The organism is Leifsonia sp. CL147 (genome assembly GCF_900114565.1).
Taxonomy (GTDB): domain Bacteria; phylum Actinomycetota; class Actinomycetes; order Actinomycetales; family Microbacteriaceae; genus Leifsonia.
Genome location: NZ_FOTM01000010.1, coordinates 15,703 through 36,319, shown reverse-complemented (window position 1 = coordinate 36,319; position 20,617 = coordinate 15,703). Strand labels below are relative to the sequence as shown.

22 protein-coding genes are annotated in these 20,617 nt (G+C 71.6%); 14 read left to right on the top strand and 8 right to left on the bottom strand.

Annotated elements, in window-relative coordinates; all coding sequences use genetic code 11:
• Nucleotides 1-161: 161 nt before the first annotated feature.
• Complete coding sequence (locus BM287_RS10210; protein WP_244528152.1) at nucleotides 162-578, bottom strand: hypothetical protein; 417 nt, start codon at nucleotides 576-578, stop codon at nucleotides 162-164.
• A 157-nt stretch (nucleotides 579-735) separates the two neighbouring features.
• On the opposite strand from BM287_RS10210, the gene BM287_RS10205 reads away from it, so the two are divergent.
• The 4 genes from BM287_RS10205 (at nucleotide 736) to BM287_RS10190 (ending at nucleotide 4,585) form a co-directional block, all read left to right on the top strand.
• Nucleotides 736-1,716: a Gfo/Idh/MocA family protein gene (locus tag BM287_RS10205; protein ID WP_090039040.1), complete on the top strand. Its 981-nt coding sequence runs from the start codon at nucleotides 736-738 to the stop codon at nucleotides 1,714-1,716.
• Nucleotides 1,717-1,797: 81 nt separating this feature from the next.
• Nucleotides 1,798-2,544 (top strand): 3-hydroxybutyrate dehydrogenase, encoded by a 747-nt coding sequence (locus BM287_RS10200; RefSeq protein ID WP_090039038.1) that lies wholly within the window; start codon nucleotides 1,798-1,800, stop codon nucleotides 2,542-2,544.
• Nucleotides 2,541-3,536, top strand: coding sequence for an alpha/beta hydrolase (locus tag BM287_RS10195; protein WP_244528151.1), 996 nt, complete (start codon nucleotides 2,541-2,543; stop codon nucleotides 3,534-3,536). Before BM287_RS10200 ends, BM287_RS10195 begins: the two co-directional genes overlap by 4 nt.
• The gene (locus tag BM287_RS10190) at nucleotides 3,533-4,585 is read left to right on the top strand and encodes an alpha/beta hydrolase (RefSeq protein WP_090039032.1); all 1,053 of its coding nucleotides are present in this window, start codon (nucleotides 3,533-3,535) and stop codon (nucleotides 4,583-4,585) included. The genes BM287_RS10195 and BM287_RS10190 overlap by 4 nt, the downstream gene beginning before the upstream one ends.
• On the opposite strand, the gene BM287_RS10185 is transcribed toward BM287_RS10190, so the two are convergent.
• A complete protein-coding gene (locus BM287_RS10185; protein WP_090039029.1) occupies nucleotides 4,578-5,201 on the bottom strand; it encodes a TetR/AcrR family transcriptional regulator in 624 nt (207 codons plus the stop codon). The genes BM287_RS10190 and BM287_RS10185 overlap by 8 nt on opposite strands.
• A gap of 79 nt (nucleotides 5,202-5,280) precedes the next feature.
• On the opposite strand from BM287_RS10185, the gene BM287_RS10180 reads away from it, so the two are divergent.
• Together BM287_RS10180 and BM287_RS10175 are read left to right on the top strand one after the other, a co-directional pair.
• Entirely contained in the window at nucleotides 5,281-6,366 is a 1,086-nt protein-coding gene (locus BM287_RS10180; RefSeq protein ID WP_090039026.1) for an agmatine deiminase family protein, read from the top strand.
• A complete protein-coding gene (locus tag BM287_RS10175) occupies nucleotides 6,363-8,078 on the top strand; it encodes an amidase (protein ID WP_090039023.1) in 1,716 nt (571 codons plus the stop codon). Before BM287_RS10180 ends, BM287_RS10175 begins: the two co-directional genes overlap by 4 nt.
• Nucleotides 8,079-8,185: 107 nt before the next feature.
• On the opposite strand, the gene BM287_RS10170 is transcribed toward BM287_RS10175, so the two are convergent.
• Nucleotides 8,186-8,815, bottom strand: a complete 630-nt coding sequence (locus tag BM287_RS10170) for an NAD(P)-dependent oxidoreductase (protein ID WP_090039020.1) — start codon at nucleotides 8,813-8,815, stop codon at nucleotides 8,186-8,188.
• Between the two features lie 59 nt (nucleotides 8,816-8,874).
• Here BM287_RS10170 and BM287_RS10165 point away from each other — a divergent pair, with 59 nt between their 5' ends.
• The 4 genes from BM287_RS10165 (at nucleotide 8,875) to gap (ending at nucleotide 12,934) form a co-directional block, all read left to right on the top strand.
• Nucleotides 8,875-9,360 (top strand): MarR family winged helix-turn-helix transcriptional regulator, encoded by a 486-nt coding sequence (locus BM287_RS10165; protein WP_090039017.1) that lies wholly within the window; start codon nucleotides 8,875-8,877, stop codon nucleotides 9,358-9,360.
• A gap of 10 nt (nucleotides 9,361-9,370) precedes the next feature.
• Complete coding sequence (gene argG, locus BM287_RS10160; RefSeq protein ID WP_090039014.1) at nucleotides 9,371-10,804, top strand: argininosuccinate synthase; 1,434 nt, start codon at nucleotides 9,371-9,373, stop codon at nucleotides 10,802-10,804.
• 18 nt (nucleotides 10,805-10,822) lie between these two features.
• Entirely contained in the window at nucleotides 10,823-11,794 is a 972-nt protein-coding gene (locus BM287_RS10155; RefSeq protein ID WP_090039011.1) for a GlxA family transcriptional regulator, read from the top strand.
• 141 nt (nucleotides 11,795-11,935) lie between these two features.
• Nucleotides 11,936-12,934, top strand: a complete 999-nt coding sequence (gene gap, locus BM287_RS10150) for a type I glyceraldehyde-3-phosphate dehydrogenase (protein WP_090039009.1) — start codon at nucleotides 11,936-11,938, stop codon at nucleotides 12,932-12,934.
• Nucleotides 12,935-12,937: 3 nt separating this feature from the next.
• On the opposite strand, the gene BM287_RS10145 is transcribed toward gap, so the two are convergent.
• Entirely contained in the window at nucleotides 12,938-13,933 is a 996-nt protein-coding gene (locus BM287_RS10145) for a diacylglycerol/lipid kinase family protein (RefSeq protein ID WP_170857510.1), read from the bottom strand.
• A 39-nt stretch (nucleotides 13,934-13,972) separates the two neighbouring features.
• Complete coding sequence (locus BM287_RS10140) at nucleotides 13,973-15,256, bottom strand: serine/threonine-protein kinase (RefSeq protein WP_244528150.1); 1,284 nt, start codon at nucleotides 15,254-15,256, stop codon at nucleotides 13,973-13,975.
• 97 nt (nucleotides 15,257-15,353) lie between these two features.
• Between BM287_RS10140 and BM287_RS10135 the strand changes: the two genes are divergently transcribed.
• From BM287_RS10135 to BM287_RS10130, 3 genes are read left to right on the top strand one after another with little or no spacing between them, the layout of a single operon-like run.
• On the top strand, nucleotides 15,354-15,881 hold the full coding sequence (locus tag BM287_RS10135) for a MarR family winged helix-turn-helix transcriptional regulator (protein ID WP_244528149.1): 528 nt from the start codon (nucleotides 15,354-15,356) through the stop codon (nucleotides 15,879-15,881).
• A gap of 50 nt (nucleotides 15,882-15,931) precedes the next feature.
• Nucleotides 15,932-16,096 (top strand): hypothetical protein, encoded by a 165-nt coding sequence (locus BM287_RS17840; RefSeq protein ID WP_167552371.1) that lies wholly within the window; start codon nucleotides 15,932-15,934, stop codon nucleotides 16,094-16,096.
• 10 nt (nucleotides 16,097-16,106) lie between these two features.
• Nucleotides 16,107-16,361, top strand: coding sequence for a DUF6458 family protein (locus BM287_RS10130; RefSeq protein ID WP_090039006.1), 255 nt, complete (start codon nucleotides 16,107-16,109; stop codon nucleotides 16,359-16,361).
• 96 nt (nucleotides 16,362-16,457) lie between these two features.
• Here the strand turns inward: BM287_RS10130 and BM287_RS10125 are convergent, their stop codons facing one another.
• The gene (locus BM287_RS10125) at nucleotides 16,458-17,855 is read right to left on the bottom strand and encodes a pyridoxal phosphate-dependent decarboxylase family protein (protein ID WP_090039002.1); all 1,398 of its coding nucleotides are present in this window, start codon (nucleotides 17,853-17,855) and stop codon (nucleotides 16,458-16,460) included.
• Between the two features lie 113 nt (nucleotides 17,856-17,968).
• Between BM287_RS10125 and BM287_RS10120 the strand changes: the two genes are divergently transcribed.
• A complete protein-coding gene (locus BM287_RS10120; protein ID WP_090038999.1) occupies nucleotides 17,969-18,844 on the top strand; it encodes an aminoglycoside phosphotransferase family protein in 876 nt (291 codons plus the stop codon).
• A 201-nt stretch (nucleotides 18,845-19,045) separates the two neighbouring features.
• Here the strand turns inward: BM287_RS10120 and BM287_RS10115 are convergent, their stop codons facing one another.
• Both BM287_RS10115 and BM287_RS10110 read right to left on the bottom strand, forming a co-directional pair.
• On the bottom strand, nucleotides 19,046-19,378 hold the full coding sequence (locus BM287_RS10115; protein WP_090038996.1) for a DUF7882 family protein: 333 nt from the start codon (nucleotides 19,376-19,378) through the stop codon (nucleotides 19,046-19,048).
• Between the two features lie 83 nt (nucleotides 19,379-19,461).
• Nucleotides 19,462-20,553, bottom strand: a complete 1,092-nt coding sequence (locus BM287_RS10110; protein WP_090038994.1) for a fatty acid desaturase family protein — start codon at nucleotides 20,551-20,553, stop codon at nucleotides 19,462-19,464.
• Between the last annotated feature and the right edge of the window lie 64 nt (nucleotides 20,554-20,617).

Sequence of the window (20,617 nt, the reverse complement as noted above, 5' to 3'; positions counted from 1 at the left end):
CAGCTGCCGGCGCCGCGGTCGGGCGGAGCCGAGTACCCGGGTCGACAGAACATATGTATTCCTGTCGACCCCGGAGCACACGCTAGCGGAGGGATGCCACCCCGAGACCGTTTTTCACCCCAGGTTCACCCTGCACGGCCCGGTTCGGGGGAACGGTGCCTTCAGGACCCCACGGCGGCCTTCAGGATGTCGGCGACGCGCTTCTTCTCCGCCGCGTCCAGCTTCGTCAGGGCGAAGCCGACCGGCCACAGGTTGCCGTCGTCGAGGTTCGCCGCCTGCTGGAACTCGAGGGTCGCGTAGCGGATCTTGAACTTGGAACCCGGCTTGAAGGCGACCACCACCTTGCCGTCGGCGTCGGTGTAGGCGGGCATCCCGTACCAGGTCTTCGCGTTCAGGGAGGTGTTCTCGGCGACCAGCTGGTGGAACGCCTCGGCGAGCTCCCGGTCGGTCCCGGTCATCGCGGCGATCGCGGCATCGCACGCGGCCGCCGCATCCGCCCCTTCCTGCGCCGCCTTCTTCTCCGCGACCGCGGCCTTGATGGCTGCCTTCTCCTCTTTGCTGAATGTCGTCGTGGCCATGATGTCCTCTTCCTGGTCTCTGGGCTCTCGTTGAACTGCGACCAATCTACGATTCGCGCACCACGACCGCTTCTCCATTCCTGCTCACTCCGATCCCCCTCCGCTTCCCGCTCTCCGGGCCGCCGCTCAGCCACCCCGTCGCCGCTACGATGACCGCATGACGACCTCCTCCCCGGTCTGGGGCATCCTCGGAACGGGCGGCATCGCCGCCGCCATGACGCGCGACCTCCAGCTCGACGGGCACACCGTCGCCGCCGTCGGATCCCGCACACCGGAGTCGGCCGCACGCTTCGCCGCCGCCCACGGCCTCCCGCGCTCGCACGGGTCGTACGAGGAGCTGGCCGCCGACCCCGCCATCGACATCGTCTACGTCGCGACCCCGCATCCGCAGCACGCGCCGAACGCGCTGCTCGCGCTCGCCGCCGGCAAGCACGTCCTCGTGGAGAAGCCGTTCACCATGAACCAGCAGGAGGCGCAGCAGGTCGCCGACGCCGCACGCCTGGGCGGGCTGGTGGCCCTCGAGGCGATGTGGACGCGGTGGCTGCCGCACATGGACCGCCTCCACGAGATCATCGACGACGGAACGCTGGGCGAGCTCCGATCGGTGGTGGCGCACCACGGCCAGCGGACCAGCCCCGATCCCGCCGGCCGGATGCTCGACCCCGCACTCGGCGGCGGCGCCCTCCTCGACCTCGGCATCTATCCGGTGTCGTTCGCATGGGATGTGCTGGGCGCGCCGAGCGAGGTGCTCGCGTTGTCGACCCCGACGGCGACCGGCGTCGACCGGCAGACCTCCATCCTGCTCGGCTACGAATCGGGCGCCCAGGCGGCGCTCACCACGGTGCTCGATGCGGCCGGCGACAACAGCGCGACGGTGGTCGGGACGGATGCGCGGATCGAGCTCGACGCGACCTTCTTCGTGCCGACGGCGTTCCGCGTCGTCGACCACGGCGGGCGCGTGATCGAGACCTACGAATCGCAGATCACCGGCCGCGGGATGCAGTTCCAGGCGCGGGCGATCGAGCGGCTCATCGCGGCCGGCGGCGGAGAGGATGCCCGGCTGCCGCTGTCGCAGTCGGTCGCGATCATGGGGACGCTCGACACCATCCGGGAGCGCATCGGCCTCGTCTACGAATGACCCCGCCGCTCTTCCCCGGGCTGCGCGGCCGGAGTTAGAGTGCGGCGAGGGCCACCGGCCCTGCGGGAAGGAGTGTCGACGATGACGGACCTCACCGGAAGGCGGGCGCTGGTGACCGGCGGCGCGAGCGGGATCGGGCTCGCCTGCGCGGAGGCGTTCGCGGAAGCGGGCGCCCGCGTGACGATCGCGGACCTCAACGGAGACGCGGCGCGCGAGGTCGCGCAACGGCTGGGTGGGGAGGCGTGGGAGGTCGATCTCTCCCGGACCGGCGAGCTCGCCCAGGCGACCGTCGACACCGACATCCTGGTGAACAATGCGGGCATCCAGCACGTCCGGCCGATCCCGGAGTTCGAACCCGAGACGTTCGCCCTGATGCTGCGGATCATGGTGGAGGCCCCGTTCCTCCTCATCCGCGCCGCACTTCCCGGGATGTACGAGCGGGGCTTCGGCCGGATCGTGAACATCTCCAGCGTCCACGGGCTGAGGGCCTCCGAGTTCAAGTCGGCCTACGTCACGGCCAAGCACGCTCTGGAGGGCCTCTCGAAGACCACGGCTCTCGAGGGCGGACCGCACGGCGTCACCTCCAACTGCATCAACCCCGGCTACGTGCGGACGCCGCTGGTCGAGAAGCAGATCGCCGACCAGGCGCGGCTGCACGACATCCGCGAGGAGGAAGTCGTCGAGAAGGTGATGCTGACCGAGGCGGCGATCAAGCGGCTGGTCGAACCGGCCGAGGTCTCGAGCCTGGCGCTCTGGCTCGCCGGACGCGACTCGGCGATGGTGACCGGAGCCAGTTACACGATGGACGGCGGATGGAGCGCCCGGTGACGCCGTACGAACGGGTCGGCGTCCCGGTCGACGGAGGAGAGCTGGCGGTCGGCAGCTGGAGCCCGGAAGCCGGCGGGATGCCGCTGGTCGGCATCCACGGCATCACCTCCAGCCACCGCGCGTGGCGGCTCGTCGCGGAGAACCTGCCCGATACCCGCGTGATCGCGCCGGACCTGCGCGGCCGCGGGCGCAGCTCCGGGCTGCCTGCGCCGTACGGCCTGGTCCAGCACGCCGACGACCTCGCGAGGATGCTCGACGCGCTGGGGGTGGACCATGTCGCCCTCGCCGGGCACTCGATGGGCGGTTTCGTCGCGGTCCGGTTCGCGGCGCGGCATCCCGATCGGGTCCGGCGCCTGGTGCTGATCGACGGCGGCCTGCCGATCCCGGCTCCTGAGGGGGTCGCCCCGGAGGACGTTCCCGCGGTCCTCCTCGGGCCGGCGCTGGAGCGTCTGGGGATGCGGTTCGCGACGTTCGAGGAGTACCGGGCCTTCTGGCAGCGGCACCCGGCGCTCGGCCCGTGGTGGACCGGCAGCCTCGACGACTACATCGGCTACGACCTGGTGGGCGAGGCCCCGGAGCTGCGATCGAGCGCGGACCCCGAGGCGGTGTCCGTGAACGCACTGGAGCTCGACGGGTCGGGCGGGTACGCGGAGGCCCTGGCGGGATTGCAGCTGCCGGTCTCCTTCATCCGGGCACCCCGGGGACTGCTGGATGCCCAGCCGCTCTACGACCCGGCCGTGGTGGCCGAATGGCAGCAGCGGCTGCCGGGGATGCGGGTCCGCGAGGCGACCGACGTCAACCATTACACGATCCTCCTCACCGAGGCGGGGGTGCGTCAGGTGCTGCCGCTGCTGCATCCACCCGTCCCGCATCCACCTGTCCCGCATCCACCTGGCGGGCGGGCCCCCGTCCCGCATCCACCTGTCCCGCATCCACCCGGCGGGCGGGCCCCCGTCCCGCATCCACCGGTCCCGAAGGAGGCCCACGCATGAGTGGAACGCTGCTGCCCGGCATCGAGTCCCGCACCGTCCACACCGCGCGTTACACCGCCAACGTGCTGGAGCGCCCCGCGAGCGGCGAGGCCCTCCGCACGGTGCTCTTCGTACACGGCAACGTGTCGTCGTCGCTGTTCTGGCAGCCGCTCATGCTCTCGCTCCCCGACGGCGTGCGCGCCCTCGCCGTCGATCTCCGCGGCTTCGGCGACAGCGAGACGCTTCCGGTCGACGGGACGCGCGGAGTCCGGGACTTCTCCGACGATGTCGCGGCGGTCGCCGACGAGCTGCGGCTGGGCGCTGTGAACGTGGTGGGCTGGAGCCTCGGCGGAGGCGTCGCCATGAAGCTGCTTCTCGACCGGCCGGACCTGGTCGGCACGTTGACGCTCGTCTCCCCGGTCTCCCCGTACGGCTTCGGGGGAACGGCGGCCGACGGCAGCCTCCTCAACGCCGACGCATCCGGGACAGGAGGCGGCGGTGCGAACCCCGACTTCATCGCCCGTCTCGAGGCGGGCGACACGGGCGAGGACGCACCGACCTCACCGCGGGCCGTCTACCGCTCCTCCTATGTCGCTCCCGGTTTCGTCTCCGAGTTCGAGGACCTCTGGGTCGAATCCATGCTCTCCACCGCGACCGGACCGGACAACTACCCGGGCGACTCCGCCCCCTCGGCGAATTGGCCGGGCTTCGCTCCGGGCACCCGGGGCGTCCTCAACACGCTCGCGCCGACGTACTTCGACACCTCCGGAATCGTGGATGCGCCCGCCAAGCCGCCCATCCTCTGGATCCGCGGAGCCCAGGATGCGATCGTCGGCGATGCGTCCTTCTTCGATCTCAACCAGCTCGGAGCCGCCGGCATCATCCCCGGCTGGCCCGGCGAGGACGTCGCGCCGCCGCAGCCCATGCTCGCCCAGACCCGCGCCGTGCTGGCCCGCTATGCGGACGCCGGAGGCACCACCCGTGAGGTCGTCTTCGACGACTGCGGCCATTCCGCCCACATCGAGAAGCCGGACGAGTTCCGCACCGAACTGCTCGCCTGGATCAGCTGAGCGATGCCGTGTCGCCGAGCGCGCCGCGCTCGAGTCCCAGCATCCCTTCGACTGCGCGCGCCAGAGCGGGGCCGCGCTCGCCGCCCGCTCCCCAGCGGACCAGCGCCTGGGCGTTCAGTCCGTCGATCATGCCCAGCAGCTGCCAGGCCGCCTGCGCCGGGTCGTCGGGCCGGAAGTCGCCAGCCGCGACGCCGTCCTCGATCACCGAGAGGATGAGCGCCTGCCACGCGTCCATCTCGCCCCGGACGGCCGCGGCGAGCGCCTCATTCCGGCGCCCCAGCGCCCAGGCTTCGACCCAGACGAGGGTGACGTCCTCCCGCGTGCCGTCGAGCAGCGTGCGCAGGAGAGCGTCGAGCCGGGCGGTCGGCCCGTCGAACGGCGCCAGCAGGCCGCGCAGCTCATCCAGCTCGGCCGCGACCACGGCACGGAAGGCGGAGGCGACCAGCTCATCCATGGCCGGGTGGTAGTGCGCGACGAGTGCGGGCGCGACCCCCGCGCGGGCGGCGACGCCGCGGAGGGTGACCGCGGCGAGCCCGTCGGCGAGCGCCACGTCCCGCGCGGCAGCGGACAGTTCGGCGCGGCGCTCAGCGGGCGGGCGTCGGGCGGCTCTTGACATGGTCCGCCCAGTATAGGTAGCTTCGCTCACATATTGATCGTCTGATCAACAATTCGTCGCCCATCCGCGGAGGACACCGATGACCTGGCGCATGCCCGCTGAGACCGCACCGCACGAGCGCACCTGGATGGCCTTCCCGCGCGCCGGCATCACCCTCGGCGACGACGCCGCCTCGGCCGACGAGGCGTACGCCGCCTGGACGGCGGTGGCCCACGCCGTCTCCGAGTACGAGCCGGTCACGATGGTCGTCGACCCGAGCGAGCGCGAGCGCGCCCGCCGGATGCTCGGCGCCCACGTGGAGCAGGTGGAGGCGCCGCTGGACGAGTTCTGGATGCGCGACTTCGGCCCCACGTTCGTCGTCGACGACGAGCGGCCGGGCGCACTCGGCGCCGTCGACTGGACCTTCAACGGCTGGGGCGACCCGGACTGGGCCGAGTGGCACGAATCCGCCCGGATCGCCGCATTCGTGGCCGACCGGACCGGGGCCGGGCTCATCAGCTCCCTGCTCGTCAACGAGGGGGGCGGCATCCACGTCGACGGCGAAGGGACCGTGCTCCTCACCGAGACCGTGCAGCTGGACCCGCGCCGCAACCGGTACGCGGACAAGGCGCGCGTGGAGGCGGAGCTCGCCCGCACGATCGGCGCGACGCACGCCGTCTGGCTCCCGCGCGGACTTACCCGCGACTACGACGACTTCGGGACGAAGGGTCACGTCGACATCGTCGCGACCATCCCGTCTCCGGGACGCCTCCTGCTGCACGCCCAGCAGGATCCCGGGCATCCCGACTTCGCGGTGACGCGCGAGCTGCGGGCCCTGCTCGCCGGGACGACCGACGCGGCCGGGCGCTCCTGGGACATCGTCGACCTGCCCGCACCGGCGACCCTGAAGGACGAGGAGGGCTTCGTGGACTGGAGCTACGTCAACCACCTCGTGGTCAACGACGGCATCGTGGCGTGCGGCTTCGGAGAGGAGCGGGCGGACGCCGAGGCGACCGCGATCCTCGAAGCGGTGTACCCGGGGCGGACGGTGACCATGGTGGATTCGCGGCCGATCTTCGCGCGCGGGGGCGGCATCCACTGCATCACCCAGCAGCAGCCGGCCGTGGCCGCGGCGCCCGCGTCCGCCGCTGCGGCCCCCGCCTCCTCCGAGGAGGGCGGGCGATGACCGTCGACGTGGTGGAGGCGCCGATCTCGGAGTTGCGGCGCGCGCTCGAGGCCGGCGACACGACGAGCGAGGAGCTCGTCGCGGCATACCTCGCGCGGATCGACGCCTACGACGTCGCCGGCCCGCGCCTCCACTCCGTCGTCGTCCGGAACCCGGACGCGCTGGCCGATGCCCGGGAGTCGGATGCGCGGCGCGCGCGGGGCGAGACGCTCGGACCGCTCGACGGCATCCCGTACACGGCGAAGGACAGCTACCTCGCCCGGGGACTGACCGCGGCGGCCGGGTCGCCCGCGTTCGAGCACCTCGTCGCACAGCGGGACGCGTTCACCATCGAGCGTCTGCGGGCTGCCGGGGCCGTCCTGCTCGGGCTGACCAACATGCCCCCGATGGCGGCCGGCGGGATGCAGCGCGGCCTGTACGGTCGCGCGGAGTCCCCCTACAACGGCGACTACCTGACGGCCGCGTTCGCCTCCGGCTCCTCCAACGGCTCGGGCACGGCCACGGCGGCCAGCTTCGCGGCGTTCGGGCTCGGGGAGGAGACGTGGTCGTCGGGCCGCGCCCCCGCATCCAACAACGCCCTCTGCGCGTACACGCCCTCCCGCGGCATCATCTCGGTCCGCGGCAACTGGCCACTGGTGCCGACGATGGATGTGGTGGTGCCGCACACACGCACGATGGCGGACCTGCTCGAGGTGCTGGACGTCATCGTCGCCGACGACGCCGAGACGCGCGGCGACTTCTGGCGCTCCCAGCCGTGGGTGCCGCTCCCGAGCGCGTCGGATGTGCGGCCGGCGTCCTATCCCGCGCTGGCCGCCGGCCCGACTCTTGAGGGACGACGGTTCGGCGTTCCGCGCATGTACATCAACGCCGACCCGGAGGCCGGGACCGCGGGAAGCGCGCTGGCCGGACGGACCTGGATCGGCGGCCCGACCGGTCAGCGGATCGAGACGCGCGCGTCGGTGATCGCTCTCTGGGAGGCGGCCCGGCGGGACCTGGAGGCGGCAGGAGCGACGGTCGTCGAGGTCGACTTCCCCGCCGTGTCGAACTACGAGGGCGACCGCCCGGGCGCGCCGACGATCGCGACGCGTGGGCTGGTCAGCCCGGAGTTCCTGCACCGCGAGATCGTCGACCTGTCGGCGTGGGCGTGGGACGACTTCCTCGCCGCCAACGGCGACCCGGCCCTGAACACGCTGGCGGTGGTGGACGGCGCGCGCGTCTTCCCGCATCCTGAGGGTGCGCTGCCCGACCGGTACGACGGGTTCGAGGACGACATCGCGGGGTACCCGGACTGGGTGCGCTCGCATCCCGGAACGACGCTCGCCGGCATCCCGGAACTCGCCGAGGGGATCCGCGGGCTGGAGGATACGCGCCGGGTCGACCTGGAGGAGTGGATGGACGGGCTGGGCCTGGACGCGGTGATCTTCCCGGCGGTGGCGGACGTGGGCCCGGCGGACATGGACGTCGACCCCGCCTCGGCGGACCTCGGCTGGCGGAACGGCGTCTGGGTCGCCAACGGCAACCTGGTGCCGCGCCACCTCGGCATCCCGACCGTGACGGTGCCCATGGGGACCATGGACGACATCGGGATGCCCGTCGGCCTCACCTTCGCCGGCCGCGCCTACGACGACTCCGCGCTGCTGGCCCTGGCCGCCGCCTTCGAGGCGACCGGCCCCCGCCGCACCGAGCCCCCGCGCGCCCCTCGCCTCCCCTGACGCCCCACACCCCCACCGCCGAGTCCGCACAGATTGCACGCTCGCTCGGCGTGTCGCGTGCAGTCTTCGTGTACTCGACGGTGGGGGTGCGGCAGGGGGCGGGCGGGTCAGCCGGCTACGCCGACGGGAGCGCGCTCCGTTTCGGGGCGGCCGAGGCTGGCCAGCATCGCGTCGGCGAGGTCGGCGCGCGAGACGGTGAAGTGGCGCGGAACGCTGCCTCCGACGCGGGTGAGGTACTTCCCCTTCGCCGGGCCCGACGTGAGCATGGGCGGGCGGAACGCCGTCCAGAGGGCCGGGGACTCGGCGAGCGCGCGCTCCATCTCGCGCAGGTCGTCGTACACGGGACGCAGCAGCGTGCCGATCAGCGGCAACGCGATGCGCCGGCTGATGAAGCTGTCGTCGGCGGACGGCGGAGCGACCGGCGCCGCACTGATGACGACGAAGCGCTGAGGCGTATCGCCCATCCCGGCCAGGATGGCCCGGGCGGCCGGGGCCGCGACCGGGGCGTCCGCGCGCTTGCGCGGACCGATGGCGGAGAACACTGCATCGGCCCCGGCAACGGCCGAGCGCACCTCCGCCGTGTCGTCGAGGCTGGGAACGACCCGGGTGCGGGCGCGGGAGTCCACGTCGGCGGAGGGCCGGCGGACCACCGCGGTCACAGTGTGACCGCGGTCGAGGGCGAGGCGGGTGAGGAGCCGGCCGGTCTGGCCGTTCGCTCCGAAGATGGTGAGCTTCATATCGTCATTGTAAGTGATAGTCACAGTCGCGTGCAATCCCATCTTGGTACGATATCCGGATGAACTCGGAGTCGCCCGGCCTGGAATCCCGCGTCAGCTTCCTCGTGTCGCAGCTGGGATTGCAGAGCGCGCAGGCGTTCACCGCCGCGCTCGCGCCGCTGGGGCTGACGCCGAACCGGTACGGCATCCTCATGAACGTCGCCCGGCAGGAAGGGCGGACACAGCAGGAGCTCGCCACTGCGCTGGGCCTGCACCGCAACTCCATGGTGGGGCTCATCGACGACCTCGAGAAGAGCGGCCTGGTCGAGCGCCGCCGGCACCCGAAGGATCGACGCGCCTACGCCATCCACTTGACGCCGGCGGCCCGGGATGTGGTGGCCGCCGCGACCCGCCTCGCCGACGAGCAGGAGGAGGCCATGCTCCGGAACCTGGATGCGGACGACCGCGCCACCCTGCTGGCCATCCTCTCCCGGATGGTGGAGCGCGGCGGCTACCGGCCCGGGGTGCACCCGGGGCTCGCACGCGACCACGGAGCGCGCCGGTAAGCTGGATGCCGTGTCCAAGGTCTTGAGCAGTCTGCCCGTCGGTGAGCGAGTCGGCATCGCGTTCTCGGGAGGCCTCGACACCTCCTGCGCGGTCGCCTGGATGCGTGAGAAGGGTGCCATCCCCTGCACCTACACCGCGGACATCGGGCAGTACGACGAGCCGAACATCGACGAGGTCCCGGGGCGTGCCGTCGAGTACGGCGCCGACATCGCCCGTCTGGTCGATGCGAAGCGCGCCCTCGTCGAGGAGGGCCTGATCGCGCTGCAATGCGGCGCGTTCCACATCCGCTCGGCCGGCAAGACGTACTTCAATACGACGCCGCTCGGCCGCGCCGTGACCGGCATCATGCTGGTGCGCGCGATGATGGACGACGGCGTCGAGATCTGGGGCGACGGCTCCACGTACAAGGGCAACGACATCGAGCGGTTCTACCGCTACGGCCTGATCGCCAACCCGCGGCTGCGGATCTACAAGCCGTGGCTCGACTCCGCGTTCGTGGAGGAGCTTGGCGGCCGGACCGAGATGAGCGAGTGGCTGGTCGCGCGCGGCTTCCCGTACCGCGATCCGAGCGAGAAGGCGTACTCCACCGACGCCAACATCTGGGGCGCCACCCACGAGGCCAAGCGCCTGGAGGAGCTGGATGCCGGACTCGAGATCGTCGACCCGATCATGGGCGTCGCCGCCTGGCGCGACGACGTCGAGGTCACGCCCGAGACGGTCTCCGTCCGGTTCGAGGGCGGACGCCCGGTCGCCATCAACGGCGTCGAGTTCGACGACCCGGTGGCGCTGGTGCTCGAGGCCAACGCGATCGGCGGCCGGCACGGGCTGGGCGCCTCCGACCAGATCGAGAACCGCATCATCGAGGCGAAGAGCCGCGGCATCTACGAAGCCCCCGGCATGGCGCTCCTGCACATCGGCTACGAGCGCCTCCTGAACGCCATCCACAACGAGGACACGGTCGCCAATTATCACAACGAGGGCCGCCGTCTCGGACGCCTCATGTACGAGGGCCGCTGGCTCGACCCGCAGTCGCTGATGCTGCGCGAGTCGCTGCAGCGGTGGGTCGGCTCGGCGATCACGGGCGAGGTCACCGTGCGCCTGCGCCGTGGCGACGACTACACCATCCTCGATACGACGGGCCCGGCTCTCAGCTACCACCCGGAGAAGCTGTCGATGGAGCGCGTGGGCAACTCCGCGTTCGGCCCGGGCGACCGCATCGGTCAGCTGACGATGCGCAACCTCGACATCGCCGACTCCCGCTCCCGCCTGGAGCAGTACGCCGCGGCCGGCCTCATCGGCGGCCCGACCGGCGCCCTCGTCGGCGAGTTGGAGGAGGGGAGCGCACGCTCCATCCTCGAAGGCGTCGAGGCGGTCGACGAGGCGCTCTCCCGCGATATCGACCTCAGCTCCGAGGGCGCGGCCTTCGACTCCGGCACCGACTGACCCGATCGCCGCACCGAGATGACAGCCGGCGTTTCGGGTGACGGCACGGCCTCCGACCACGTCGTCGCGGTGCTCGTGCTCGACGGCGCAAAGCCGCTCGACGTCGGCATCCCGGCCCAGGTGTTCTCGCGCCGGCCGAGCATGCCCTACGACGTCCGCGTCTGCGGTGCGGCGCCGGGGCCGGTCACCGGCGGCGACGGGCTCTCGTATCACGTGGCGGAAGGGCTCGAGGCCCTGGAGCAGGCCGGCACCGTGTTCGTGCCCGGCTACCGCAACCCCGCCACGGCGGATCCGCCGGATTCCGTCGTCTCCGCCCTCCTGGCCGCGCACGACCGCGGCGCCCGGCTGGCCGCGATCTCGACCGGGGCCTTCGCGCTCGCCGCCACCGGGCTGCTCGACCGCAAGCGCGCCACGACGCACTGGCACTACACGCGCGCGCTCGCTCAGCGGCATCCACTGATCCGGGTGGACGAGAACGTACTGTTCGTGGACGAGGGCGACATCCTGACCTCCGCCGGCGCCGCCTCCGGAATCGACCTGTGCCTGCACCTGATCCGGCGCGACCACGGCGTCGCGCTTTCCAACCATGTCGCACGGCGGCTGGTCGCGGCCCCGTACCGCAGCGGCGGGCAGGCGCAGTACGTCCCCCGCAGCGTCCCGGAGCCGCTCGGCGACCTGTTCGCGGAGACGCGGGAGTGGGCGCTGGCGCACCTGGCCGAGCCGCTGACCCTGGTGGAGCTCGCACGGAACGCCAAAGTCTCCGCGCGCACGTTCTCGCGACGCTTCGTCGAGGACACCGGCTACACGCCCATGCAGTGGGTGCTCCGGGCGCGGGTCGACCTCGCCCGCGAGCTGCTCGAACGGACGGACCTCGGCGTCGAGCAGATCGCCGCCAGTGCCGGCCTCGGCACCTCGGCGAACCTGCGGCTGCACTTCCAGCGCATCCTCGGCACCTCGCCCACGGAGTACCGGCACACGTTCTCCGGCTGACGAGACCGGCGGCGCGCGGGCGTCGCGCGGGCGCCGCGCGGGCGTCACGCGTGGCGCGATGCTTGCGCTAGCTGTCGATGACGCCACTTTCGGCCGGGGCGCCGACACCGGACGATGGATGCGGCACACGAAAGGACCCCCATGACCCGCATCGCCATCAACGGATTCGGCCGGATCGGCCGCAACACCCTCCGCGCCCTCCTGGAGCGCGACTCCGAGCTCGAGGTCGTCGCCCTCAACGACCTGACGGCACCGGCCACGCTCGCCCACCTGCTGAAGTACGACAGCTCCCTCGGCCGTCTGGGCCGCAGCGTCGAGGTCGACGGCGACACCCTCGTCGTCGACGGCCGCCGCATCCGCGTGCTGGCCGAGCGCGAGCCCGCCGACCTGCCGTGGAAGGAGCTCGGCGTGGATGTCGTGCTCGAGTCGACGGGCCGCTTCACCTCGGCGGACGCCGCGCGCGCCCACCTCACCGCAGGCGCCAAGCGGGTGCTCGTCAGCGCCCCGGCCGACGGCGCGGACGTCACTCTCGCCTACGGCGTGAACACCGACGCCTTCGACCCCGCGACGCATGTCATCGTCTCGAACGCCTCCTGCACGACGAACGCGCTCGCGCCGCTGGCCGCGGTGCTGGACGACCTGGCCGGCATCGAGCACGGCTTCATGACGACGGTCCACGCCTACACGCAGGAGCAGAACCTCCAGGACGGCCCGCACCGCGACCTGCGCCGCGCGCGGGCCGCCGCCGTGAACATCGTCCCGACCACGACCGGCGCCGCGAAGGCGATCGGCCTGGTGCTCCCGCAGCTCGACGGCAAGCTCTCCGGCGACTCCATCCGCGTCCCCGTCCCGGTCGGCTCGATCGTGGAGCTGAACACGACCGTCGAGCGCGAGGTGACCCGCGACGAGGTGCTCGCCGCGTACCGGTCCGCCGCCGACGGCCCGCTGCGCGGCATCCTCGACTTCGCCGACGAGCCGCTGGTCTCCAGCGACATCACCGGCCAGCCGGCGTCCTCGATCTTCGACGCAGCCCTCACGCGAGTGGATGGGCGGCACGTCAAGGTCGTCGCCTGGTATGACAACGAGTGGGGTTTCTCCAATCGCGTGGTCGACACACTGGAGCTGCTCGCCCGGGGCTGAGTCCTACAGCTCCACCGGGCGCGGCACCTTCACCGTGAGCCCGCCGGCCTCGACCCAGGTCCGGAGTGCGGACGCGCGGCCGAACAGGTCGCCGTCCAGCTCCACCTCCTGGGGCCGGCTCAGCCGCATCACGAACCGGCTGCCCTTCAGGTAGTTCATCGCCCGCACCTCCTTGTCGGCGCCCATCAGGCGGCGGCCGACGGAGGTGCGGCGGAGCACGCCGTTCTCCCAGAAGATCTTGACCACGATCTGCAGCCAGCCGAGGAACCCCTCGGGCCGCAGCACGACGATGTCCAGCTCCCCGTCGTCCACCGCCGCTTCCGGCAGGAGCAGGATGTTGGCCGGCAGCGAACCGCAGTTGCCGATCAGGACGCTGTGCGCGCGTGCCGAATGCGTGCCTTTCTCGTCGAGCTGGTAGCGGACCCGCAGCTGGTTCTTGTCGCGGAGCACGGTGCCGATCGCTTTCACATAGGCGAGCCAGCCGTGACGCTCCTTCAGGTCTTCGTCGGTGGCGGCGATCATGCGGGCATCGATCCCCACGCCCGCCATCACCAGGTACGCGTGCCGCCGGGTGGGTCCGCTGCCGTCGCGCAGCTCCACGACGCCGACGTCGATGGCGCGGTCGTCGCCGTCGAGCGCCGACTCGAGGGCGTTCTCCACGTCGTCCAGAGTCAGGTCGAGGTTGCGCGCCAGCAGGTTGCCCGTGCCGGAGGGAAGCAGGGCCAGCGGGACCCCGGTCCCCTGCAGCGTCTCAGCCACGGTCCGCACGGTTCCGTCGCCTCCCGCAGCGATCACCACATCCACACCGCGGTCGAGTGCCTCCATCGCCTGTCCGGTGCCCGGGTCGTCCTCCGTCGTCTCCAGCCACAGCGTCTCCCCCCACCCGTAACGCTGCTCGGCGGCGGCCAGCGCCGTGCGGAGGGCGGGCGCATCCACCTTGACCGGGTTGACGACGATGGCGGCTGTCCGGGGTTCGGGATGCTGGGGCTCGGCTGGCACCTCACGACAGTACCGGCGGAGTACGGACCGCGGAAGCGGTCAGCCATGGCCTTTGCCGCCGCCGTTGTTCTTGCCGGGGCCCTTGCCGGGGCCGCCGCCGCCGGCCGGGCCCTGCTGCGCGGGGCCGTTCGCCGGATTCGTCTGGGTCCCCGACGTGCCCTGGCCCGGGGCGGGCGTCGTGGCGGGCGGTGCGACCGTGGCCGGCGGAGCCACCACGCTCGGCGTCGGCCTCGGAGTCGTCGGCACGGTCTCGGGCTTCTGGTCGGCGGGCGCCATGAGGCTGCCCAGGGCGAGCGCGGACGCGATCACGAGAAGGGAGCCCGCGACGGCGCCGGCCGTGAGGAAGCCGCGGCGGCGGCGTTGCGCGTGCGAGGCCGGCAGGACCCGGGTGGTCCCGGTAGCTCCGGCCGGCTCGGCATCCCCGGCATTCCCCGCCGACTGGAGTGCGGGAGCGGCCGCACCCGGCAGCACCTCCCCCGCACCCGGCTCCGGCATCCAGCCGTCGAGCTGCGGAGCGAGCTCCCGTGCCATCACCGCGACCTCCATCGCGGTGGGCCGCCGGGCGGGGTCGCGCGCGGTCATCGCTCCGAGGAGTCCGCGCCAGTCCTCCGGGAGGGACGAGGGGATGCGGGGGTCGTGATCCGCACGCGCCGCCACGGCCTCCAGCGGGGTGCCGGGATACTCGCGAACGCCCGTGAGCGCCTCCAGCACGACGAGGCCGAGCGCATAGATGTCGACCGACGGCCCGGGCTCACCGCCCAGGAACTGCTCGGGACTGAGGTAGCCGGCCGTGCCGATCACGGTGCCGATCGTGGTGATCCGGTCGGAACCCAGCAGATGCGCGATGCCGAAATCGGCGAGCTTCACGACCGGTCGGCCCCCCGGCACGCTCGGACCGGCGAGGAGGATGTTGCCCGGCTTGAGGTCGCGGTGCACCATCCCGGCGCCGTGGACGACGACGAGCGCCTCCGCGATCCCGACGGCGACCTCCACCGCCTCGTCCGCCGGAAGGGGGCCGCGCTCGAGGCGGGTGCGCAGGTCCTCGCCGTCCACCAGCTCCATCACCAGGAAGCTCGGCGTCTCGTCGCCGTCAGCGGCCAGGTGCGCGTCATGGAGCGCGACGAGGTGCGGGTGGCTCAATCGTGCGAGCGCAGTCGCCTCGCCGCGCCGCCGGGCATCCTCCACCGCCGTTCCGCGATCGAACAGCTTCACCGCGACCTCGCGGTCCAGCAGGAGGTCCGTCGCGCGGTACACGGACGCCATGCCGCCGTGCCCGAGCCGCCCCGTCAACTCGTACCGGTCCAGCAGCACTCGATCGTCCACCGCGCGAGCATACGCGCGCATCGCGTCTCCGTGAATCCACCGACAGTCAGGTCCACCCCCGTTGCGCACGCGCGCGAGGAGGGCATGACTGGGAAGGGTGAAGCACGAACCGGAGGTGCCTGAGCCGGACCCGGCGCCCCGGCCGGATACGGCCGTCCTCGAGGCGCTTCAGGTCTATCGTGCGGCCGAGGCGGCGATGCGCCGGCGCACCGGGGCCGCCATGGGCATCGGGGACAACGACCTCCTCGCGCTCCGCCTGATCCTGGACAACACGGCCGCCGGCCGGCCGACCTTCGCGAAGGACCTGAGCGCCTACCTCGGGATCTCCAGCGCGTCCACGACCCTGCTCGTCGACCGGCTGGTGCGCGGCGGATTCGTCGAGCGCCGGCCGAGCCGCGTCGACAAGCGCTCCGTCGAGCTCGTCCCCACCCGCGACTCCCTCGGGGACACCGGGCCGCTGCTGCAGGCCGCCCAGGAGCAGATCGCCGCGGCCACCGCAGAGCTCAGCCCGGACGAGGCCGAGACGGTCACGCGCTTTCTGGCGAAGATGCGCCAGACCGTCGACCGGATCGCCAGCGAGCGCGCGGTTAGGCCGAAACGAACCCGAAGTCAAGGGGATTCCTAGGCAATTGAAGCAGTTGTTACGTGGAGTCGTCAGAGAAAGGACACTTCTCCATGAACATCCTGCTCATCATCATCGCCATCATCGCGATCATCCTGCTGCTCACCGGGGGCTTCGTGCAGTCGTTGAACTTCCTCCTGTGGGTGGGGATCATCCTGCTCGTCCTGGCTGTGATCGTCTGGCTGGTGCGGCTGCTCACCGGGAGCCGACGGGTATAGGAGGCATCCCATGAGTCTCGGCGCCGGAATCTTCCTCGTCGTCGTCGGCGCGATCCTCGCGTTCGCCCTGAACGTCCAGGTGAGCTGGATCGACCTCCACCTCGTGGGGTACATCCTGATGGTCGCCGGCGTCATCGGCATCATCGTCGGGATCATCCTGATCACGCGGCGTCGCACCTCCATCGCCACGACGCGCACAGCGGTCGACCCTGCGACGGGCGACCGGGTGACGCGCCGGTCGGGCGAGTCGGACGACATCGTCTGACACCTCTCCCCTCCACGGACCCGGAAGACCCTGTGCCCCGGACGGCACAGGGTCTTCCGCATGTCCGGGTCCGGCCGGCGCTCGCGACCGCGCCGCTCACTCCATCGTGTCGAGGATGCCTACCAGGTCGTCGAAGGTCGTCAGCGGGTTCAAGATGGCGAAGCGCGAGTTCGGGCGGCCCGCATGCGAGCTCGGGGTAACGAACGCGCGCTGCTCCTCCAGCAGCCGCGCGGACCACACCGCGTAGTCCTCCTTCGCCCACCCCTCCCGCTCGAACACCACGACCGAGAGCTGCGGGCGCCGCACCAGGCGGAACCCGTCGCGCCGCTCGAGCTCGTCGGCGATCTGCGCGGCGAGCCGGATGGATGCGGTGATCGCGTCGCGATAGGCGGCCGCGCCGTGCGACGCCAGCGAGAACCAGAACGGCAGCCCCCGCGCACGGCGCGTCAGATGCGCCGCGTAGTCGGACGGGCTCCACTCGGTCGTGTCCGTGAGCGTGTCGAGGTACTCGGCATGCTGCGTGTGGGCACGGCGGCCGGCCTCCGGGTCACGGTAGATCAGGGCGCAGGCGTCGAACGGCGCGAACAGCCACTTGTGCGGATCGACGATGACCGAGTCGGCGTGCTCGACGCCGGCGAAGCGCCGGCGTGCGAGAGGCGACAGCATCCCGGCCAGCCCGTACGCGCCGTCGATGTGCAGCCAGAAGGAGAACTCGGACTTGAGTGCGGCGATCGAGGCGATATCGTCGACGATGCCGAAGTTGGTGGAGCCGCCGGTCGCGACGACCGCGAGGACCGCATCCCCGTACTCCTGCAGGGCCGGGCGCACGGCATCCCCGGTCAGCACGCCCGACTCGCCCGGGGAGACCGCCACCACATCCACATCCATCACCCGGGCAGCGGACGAGATCGAGGAGTGCGCCTCGGCGCTGCAGACGATCACCCAGCGCCCGCTGGGGTTTCCGTGCTCCGTCCGGGCGACATCGCGCGCGGCGACGAGGGCGGAGAGGTTGCCGAGCGTCCCGCCCTGCACGAACACCCCGCCCGCGGTGGGCGGCAGCCCGAACTCGGCGGCCAGCCAGGAGAGCACCTGGTTCTCGGCATAGACGGCGCCGGAGCCCTCCAGCCAGGACCCGCCGTACACAGCGCTGGCCGACACGACCAGGTCGAAGGCGGTGGCCGCCTTCGTCGGCGCGGTGGGGATGAACGACAGGTACCGCGGGTGGTCGGTCGTGATGCAGGCGGGTGCGAGGACGTGCTCGAACAGGGCGAGCGCCCGCTCCGCGCCCATTCCGGACTCTGAGACGGTCTGCCCGGCGAGGCGGCGGAGCTCGAACTCGGGCAGTGGCTTGTCCAGCGGCGTGTCCTCGCTGAGAATGCGGCGGCGCGAATAGTCGAGCACCAGGTCGACGAGTTCGCGGGTCTCCGGCGTCACGGCGTGCATCCGGTCGTGCGGCTGGGCTGGCGTGCTGGTCATGAATCCTCCGTCGGCCATGCTGTCACAAAGATCCCGCATCCGTTTCGCGCGCGACGCAACGATCCTGCGGTGTGGATGCGCAGAGCGCACGATTCTGATAGTCGGCGTGCCGTTCCTGATACCGTCGAGCGGTGAGCGACACGCCCCGAGCGGATATCCGCAGCGACGCTGCCCTCGTGTCCCGCCTGCTCGCCGAGCAGCATCCCGACCTCGCGGGCCGACTGCGGTTGGTCTCGGACGGCTGGGACAACCAGCTGTACCGCCTCGGCGAGGACCTCGCGGTGCGCATCCCGCGCCGGGAGGTGGCCGCCCACCTCATCGAGCACGAACAGCGGATGCTTCCCGCGATCGCCGCGCGGGTGCACGTCGCCGTCCCCGTCCCGCTCCGGGCCGGGGTGCCGTCCGCCGCGTTCCCCTGGCCGTGGAGCGTCGTCGAGTGGTTCGAGGGCGTCGACGGAGCCTCGGTGGACGGGGCGGGCCGTGCGGGCATCGCCGAGCCGCTGGCGGACTTCGTCGGAGAGCTCGCGGTTCCGGCGCCCGATGCTCCGCGCAACCCCGTCCGCGGGGTTCCGCTGGCATCCCGGCACGAGGTGGTCCGCGAGCGGCTCCGGTCGCTGTCCGGACGGATGGAGGTGGCCGGCCTCGAGCAGGCGTGGCGCGAGGCCCTCGACGCGCCACCCTGGGACGGCGCGCCGCTGCTCCTGCACGGCGACCTGCATCCCGGGAACCTGCTGCTCACTCCGGAGGGCGGGCTGGCGGCGGTGCTCGACTTCGGGGATGTGACCTCCGGCGACCCGGCGACCGACCTCGCGACCGCGTGGTTGACCTTCGAGGGGGATGCCCGCGAGCGCTTCCGCCGCGCGCTGCCTGCCCCGCCCGACGCTGCGACCTGGCGCCGGGCCCGCGGCTGGGCCGTCGTCACGGCCTCTGCCCTGGCGACCGCCTCGGACGACAACGCCCGCATGGCGTCGCTGGCCCGCCACGCCCTGACGCAGCTCGCGGGCTGACCCTCGACGCGGATCTGCCGCCTCCACAGGGCGCGAGATTCGTCACGAATGTGCACTCCCACGCCGCCGAAGCGACGATTCGTCACGAATGTGCACTCCCACGCCGCCGAAGCGACGATTCGTCACGAATGTGCACTCCCACGCCGCCGACGCGACGATTCGTCACGAATGTCGCTTCGGGCACGCAGGCGGGAACTACAGCTAGACCCCGCGTTCGTGCGTGGTGCCGGTCACCGGCTGGCCGAGCTCGTCGACGGCGATCAGACCGGTCGAGCTGGCGGCCGCCACGGCGAGCCGCTCGATCCAGTCCCGGTCCAGCGCCGGCGGCCGGGAACCGCTGAACCGGAAGCGGAGCGGGATGGAGGGATCGATCCACACCGTAGTGCGCCCGTCGCCGTTCTCGGGCGTCTCCCGCCAGCTCAGTGCGAAGGACTCCTTGCGCCGGAGCTTGGACACGATCACGACTTCCAGATGCGCGAGAACGCGATCCTCGAACGAGATCTGCGTGCTGCTGTCGTACATCATGTAGCCCATCGAGCACCTCCCGGCTTCACCGTACGCCTCGCGAGGATGTTTGCCGCAGGACTACGCCGCAGACGTGTCTCAGAGCTGCCCGGTCATCGCCGCCGGTAAGCGTCGGCGGCCGGACAGTCGAACGGGTCGCGGGCGCTCAGCCCGACCTCGTTGAGGTACCGGATGACGATCGCATACGACTTCACCAGGGTGGTCTCGGTGTACGGGATGCCGAGCCCGGCGCAGTGCGCCATGGTCAGCTGCCGGGCGCGTGCGAGGTGCGGCCGCGGCATGCTCGGGAAGAGGTGGTGCTCGATCTGGTGGTTGAGGCCGCCCATGAACATGTTCATCCGCCAGCCACCGGCGATGTTGCGGGAGGTGAGGACCTGCTTGTCGAGGAAGTTGACGCGCGAGCCCTCGGGCAGCTGCGGCATACCCTTGTGGTTCGGCGCGAACGAGGCGCCCATGTAGAGGCCGAAGACGGCGAGCTGCACGCCGAGGAACGCGAACGCGACGCCCACCGGCAGCAGCAGGAAGACAGCGCTGACGTAGATCGCGAACCGGACGAAGATGGCCGTGAGTTCCCTCGCGCGGCCGGGAATCGGCGTCTTGCCGAGAAGGGACCGCACGGACGTCACGTGGAGGTTGACGCCTTCCAGGAGCAGGAGCGGGAAGAACAGGTAGCCCTGGCGGCGGGTGAGCGCACGCTGGAATCCGGTCGCCCGTGCCGCGTCCGCCTCGGTGAACGAGATCGTGTCGCGGGCGATGTCCGGGTCTTTGCCGATCGTGTTCGGGTTGGCGTGATGACGGGTGTGCTTCGTCATCCACCACTGGTAGCTCATCCCGACGAGCCAGGTCGCGAGAAAACGGCCCGCCCGATCGTTGGCGGGGCCGGAGGCGAAGACCTGACGGTGCGATGCCTCATGCGCGAGGAAGGCGAACTGTGTGAAGATGACGCCGAGCGCTCCGGCGATCAGGAGGGTGAACCAGGAGTCGCCGAGCAGGACCAGACCGGCGACAGCGCCGGCCAGTGCCAGGGCGACGACGGCGAACGTCAGGATGTAGAAACCGCGCCGGCGTTCGAGGAGACCCTCGTCACGCACCTGAGCAAGCAGATCGCTGTAGCTGCTGGTGATCGGCGGGCGGGCGGACCGCGCCTTGGTGGTCCGGATCGGACCGAGAACGGCTGTGGTCACGGTAGGCCTCCGCTGTGTCAGACGACTTCCCAGCCGAGGTAGTAGGCAGATGCCCGAGATTCTC

Bases quoted from the DNA above. Each gene is read 5' to 3' on its own strand.
- BM287_RS10210 (WP_244528152.1), bottom strand. From the start codon at position 578: ATGGCCACGACGACATTCAGCAAAGAGGAGAAGGCAGCCATCAAGGCC.
- BM287_RS10205 (WP_090039040.1), top strand. From the start codon at position 736: ATGACGACCTCCTCCCCGGTCTGGGGCATCCTCGGAACGGGCGGCATC.
- BM287_RS10200 (WP_090039038.1), top strand. From the start codon at position 1,798: ATGACGGACCTCACCGGAAGGCGGGCGCTGGTGACCGGCGGCGCGAGC.
- BM287_RS10190 (WP_090039032.1), top strand. From the start codon at position 3,533: ATGAGTGGAACGCTGCTGCCCGGCATCGAGTCCCGCACCGTCCACACC.
- BM287_RS10185 (WP_090039029.1), bottom strand. From the start codon at position 5,201: ATGTCAAGAGCCGCCCGACGCCCGCCCGCTGAGCGCCGCGCCGAACTG.
- BM287_RS10180 (WP_090039026.1), top strand. From the start codon at position 5,281: ATGACCTGGCGCATGCCCGCTGAGACCGCACCGCACGAGCGCACCTGG.
- BM287_RS10175 (WP_090039023.1), top strand. From the start codon at position 6,363: ATGACCGTCGACGTGGTGGAGGCGCCGATCTCGGAGTTGCGGCGCGCG.
- BM287_RS10170 (WP_090039020.1), bottom strand. From the start codon at position 8,815: ATGAAGCTCACCATCTTCGGAGCGAACGGCCAGACCGGCCGGCTCCTC.
- BM287_RS10165 (WP_090039017.1), top strand. From the start codon at position 8,875: ATGAACTCGGAGTCGCCCGGCCTGGAATCCCGCGTCAGCTTCCTCGTG.
- BM287_RS10155 (WP_090039011.1), top strand. From the start codon at position 10,823: ATGACAGCCGGCGTTTCGGGTGACGGCACGGCCTCCGACCACGTCGTC.
- gap (WP_090039009.1), top strand. From the start codon at position 11,936: ATGACCCGCATCGCCATCAACGGATTCGGCCGGATCGGCCGCAACACC.
- BM287_RS17840 (WP_167552371.1), top strand. From the start codon at position 15,932: ATGAACATCCTGCTCATCATCATCGCCATCATCGCGATCATCCTGCTG.
- BM287_RS10130 (WP_090039006.1), top strand. From the start codon at position 16,107: ATGAGTCTCGGCGCCGGAATCTTCCTCGTCGTCGTCGGCGCGATCCTC.
- BM287_RS10125 (WP_090039002.1), bottom strand. From the start codon at position 17,855: ATGGCCGACGGAGGATTCATGACCAGCACGCCAGCCCAGCCGCACGAC.
- BM287_RS10115 (WP_090038996.1), bottom strand. From the start codon at position 19,378: ATGGGCTACATGATGTACGACAGCAGCACGCAGATCTCGTTCGAGGAT.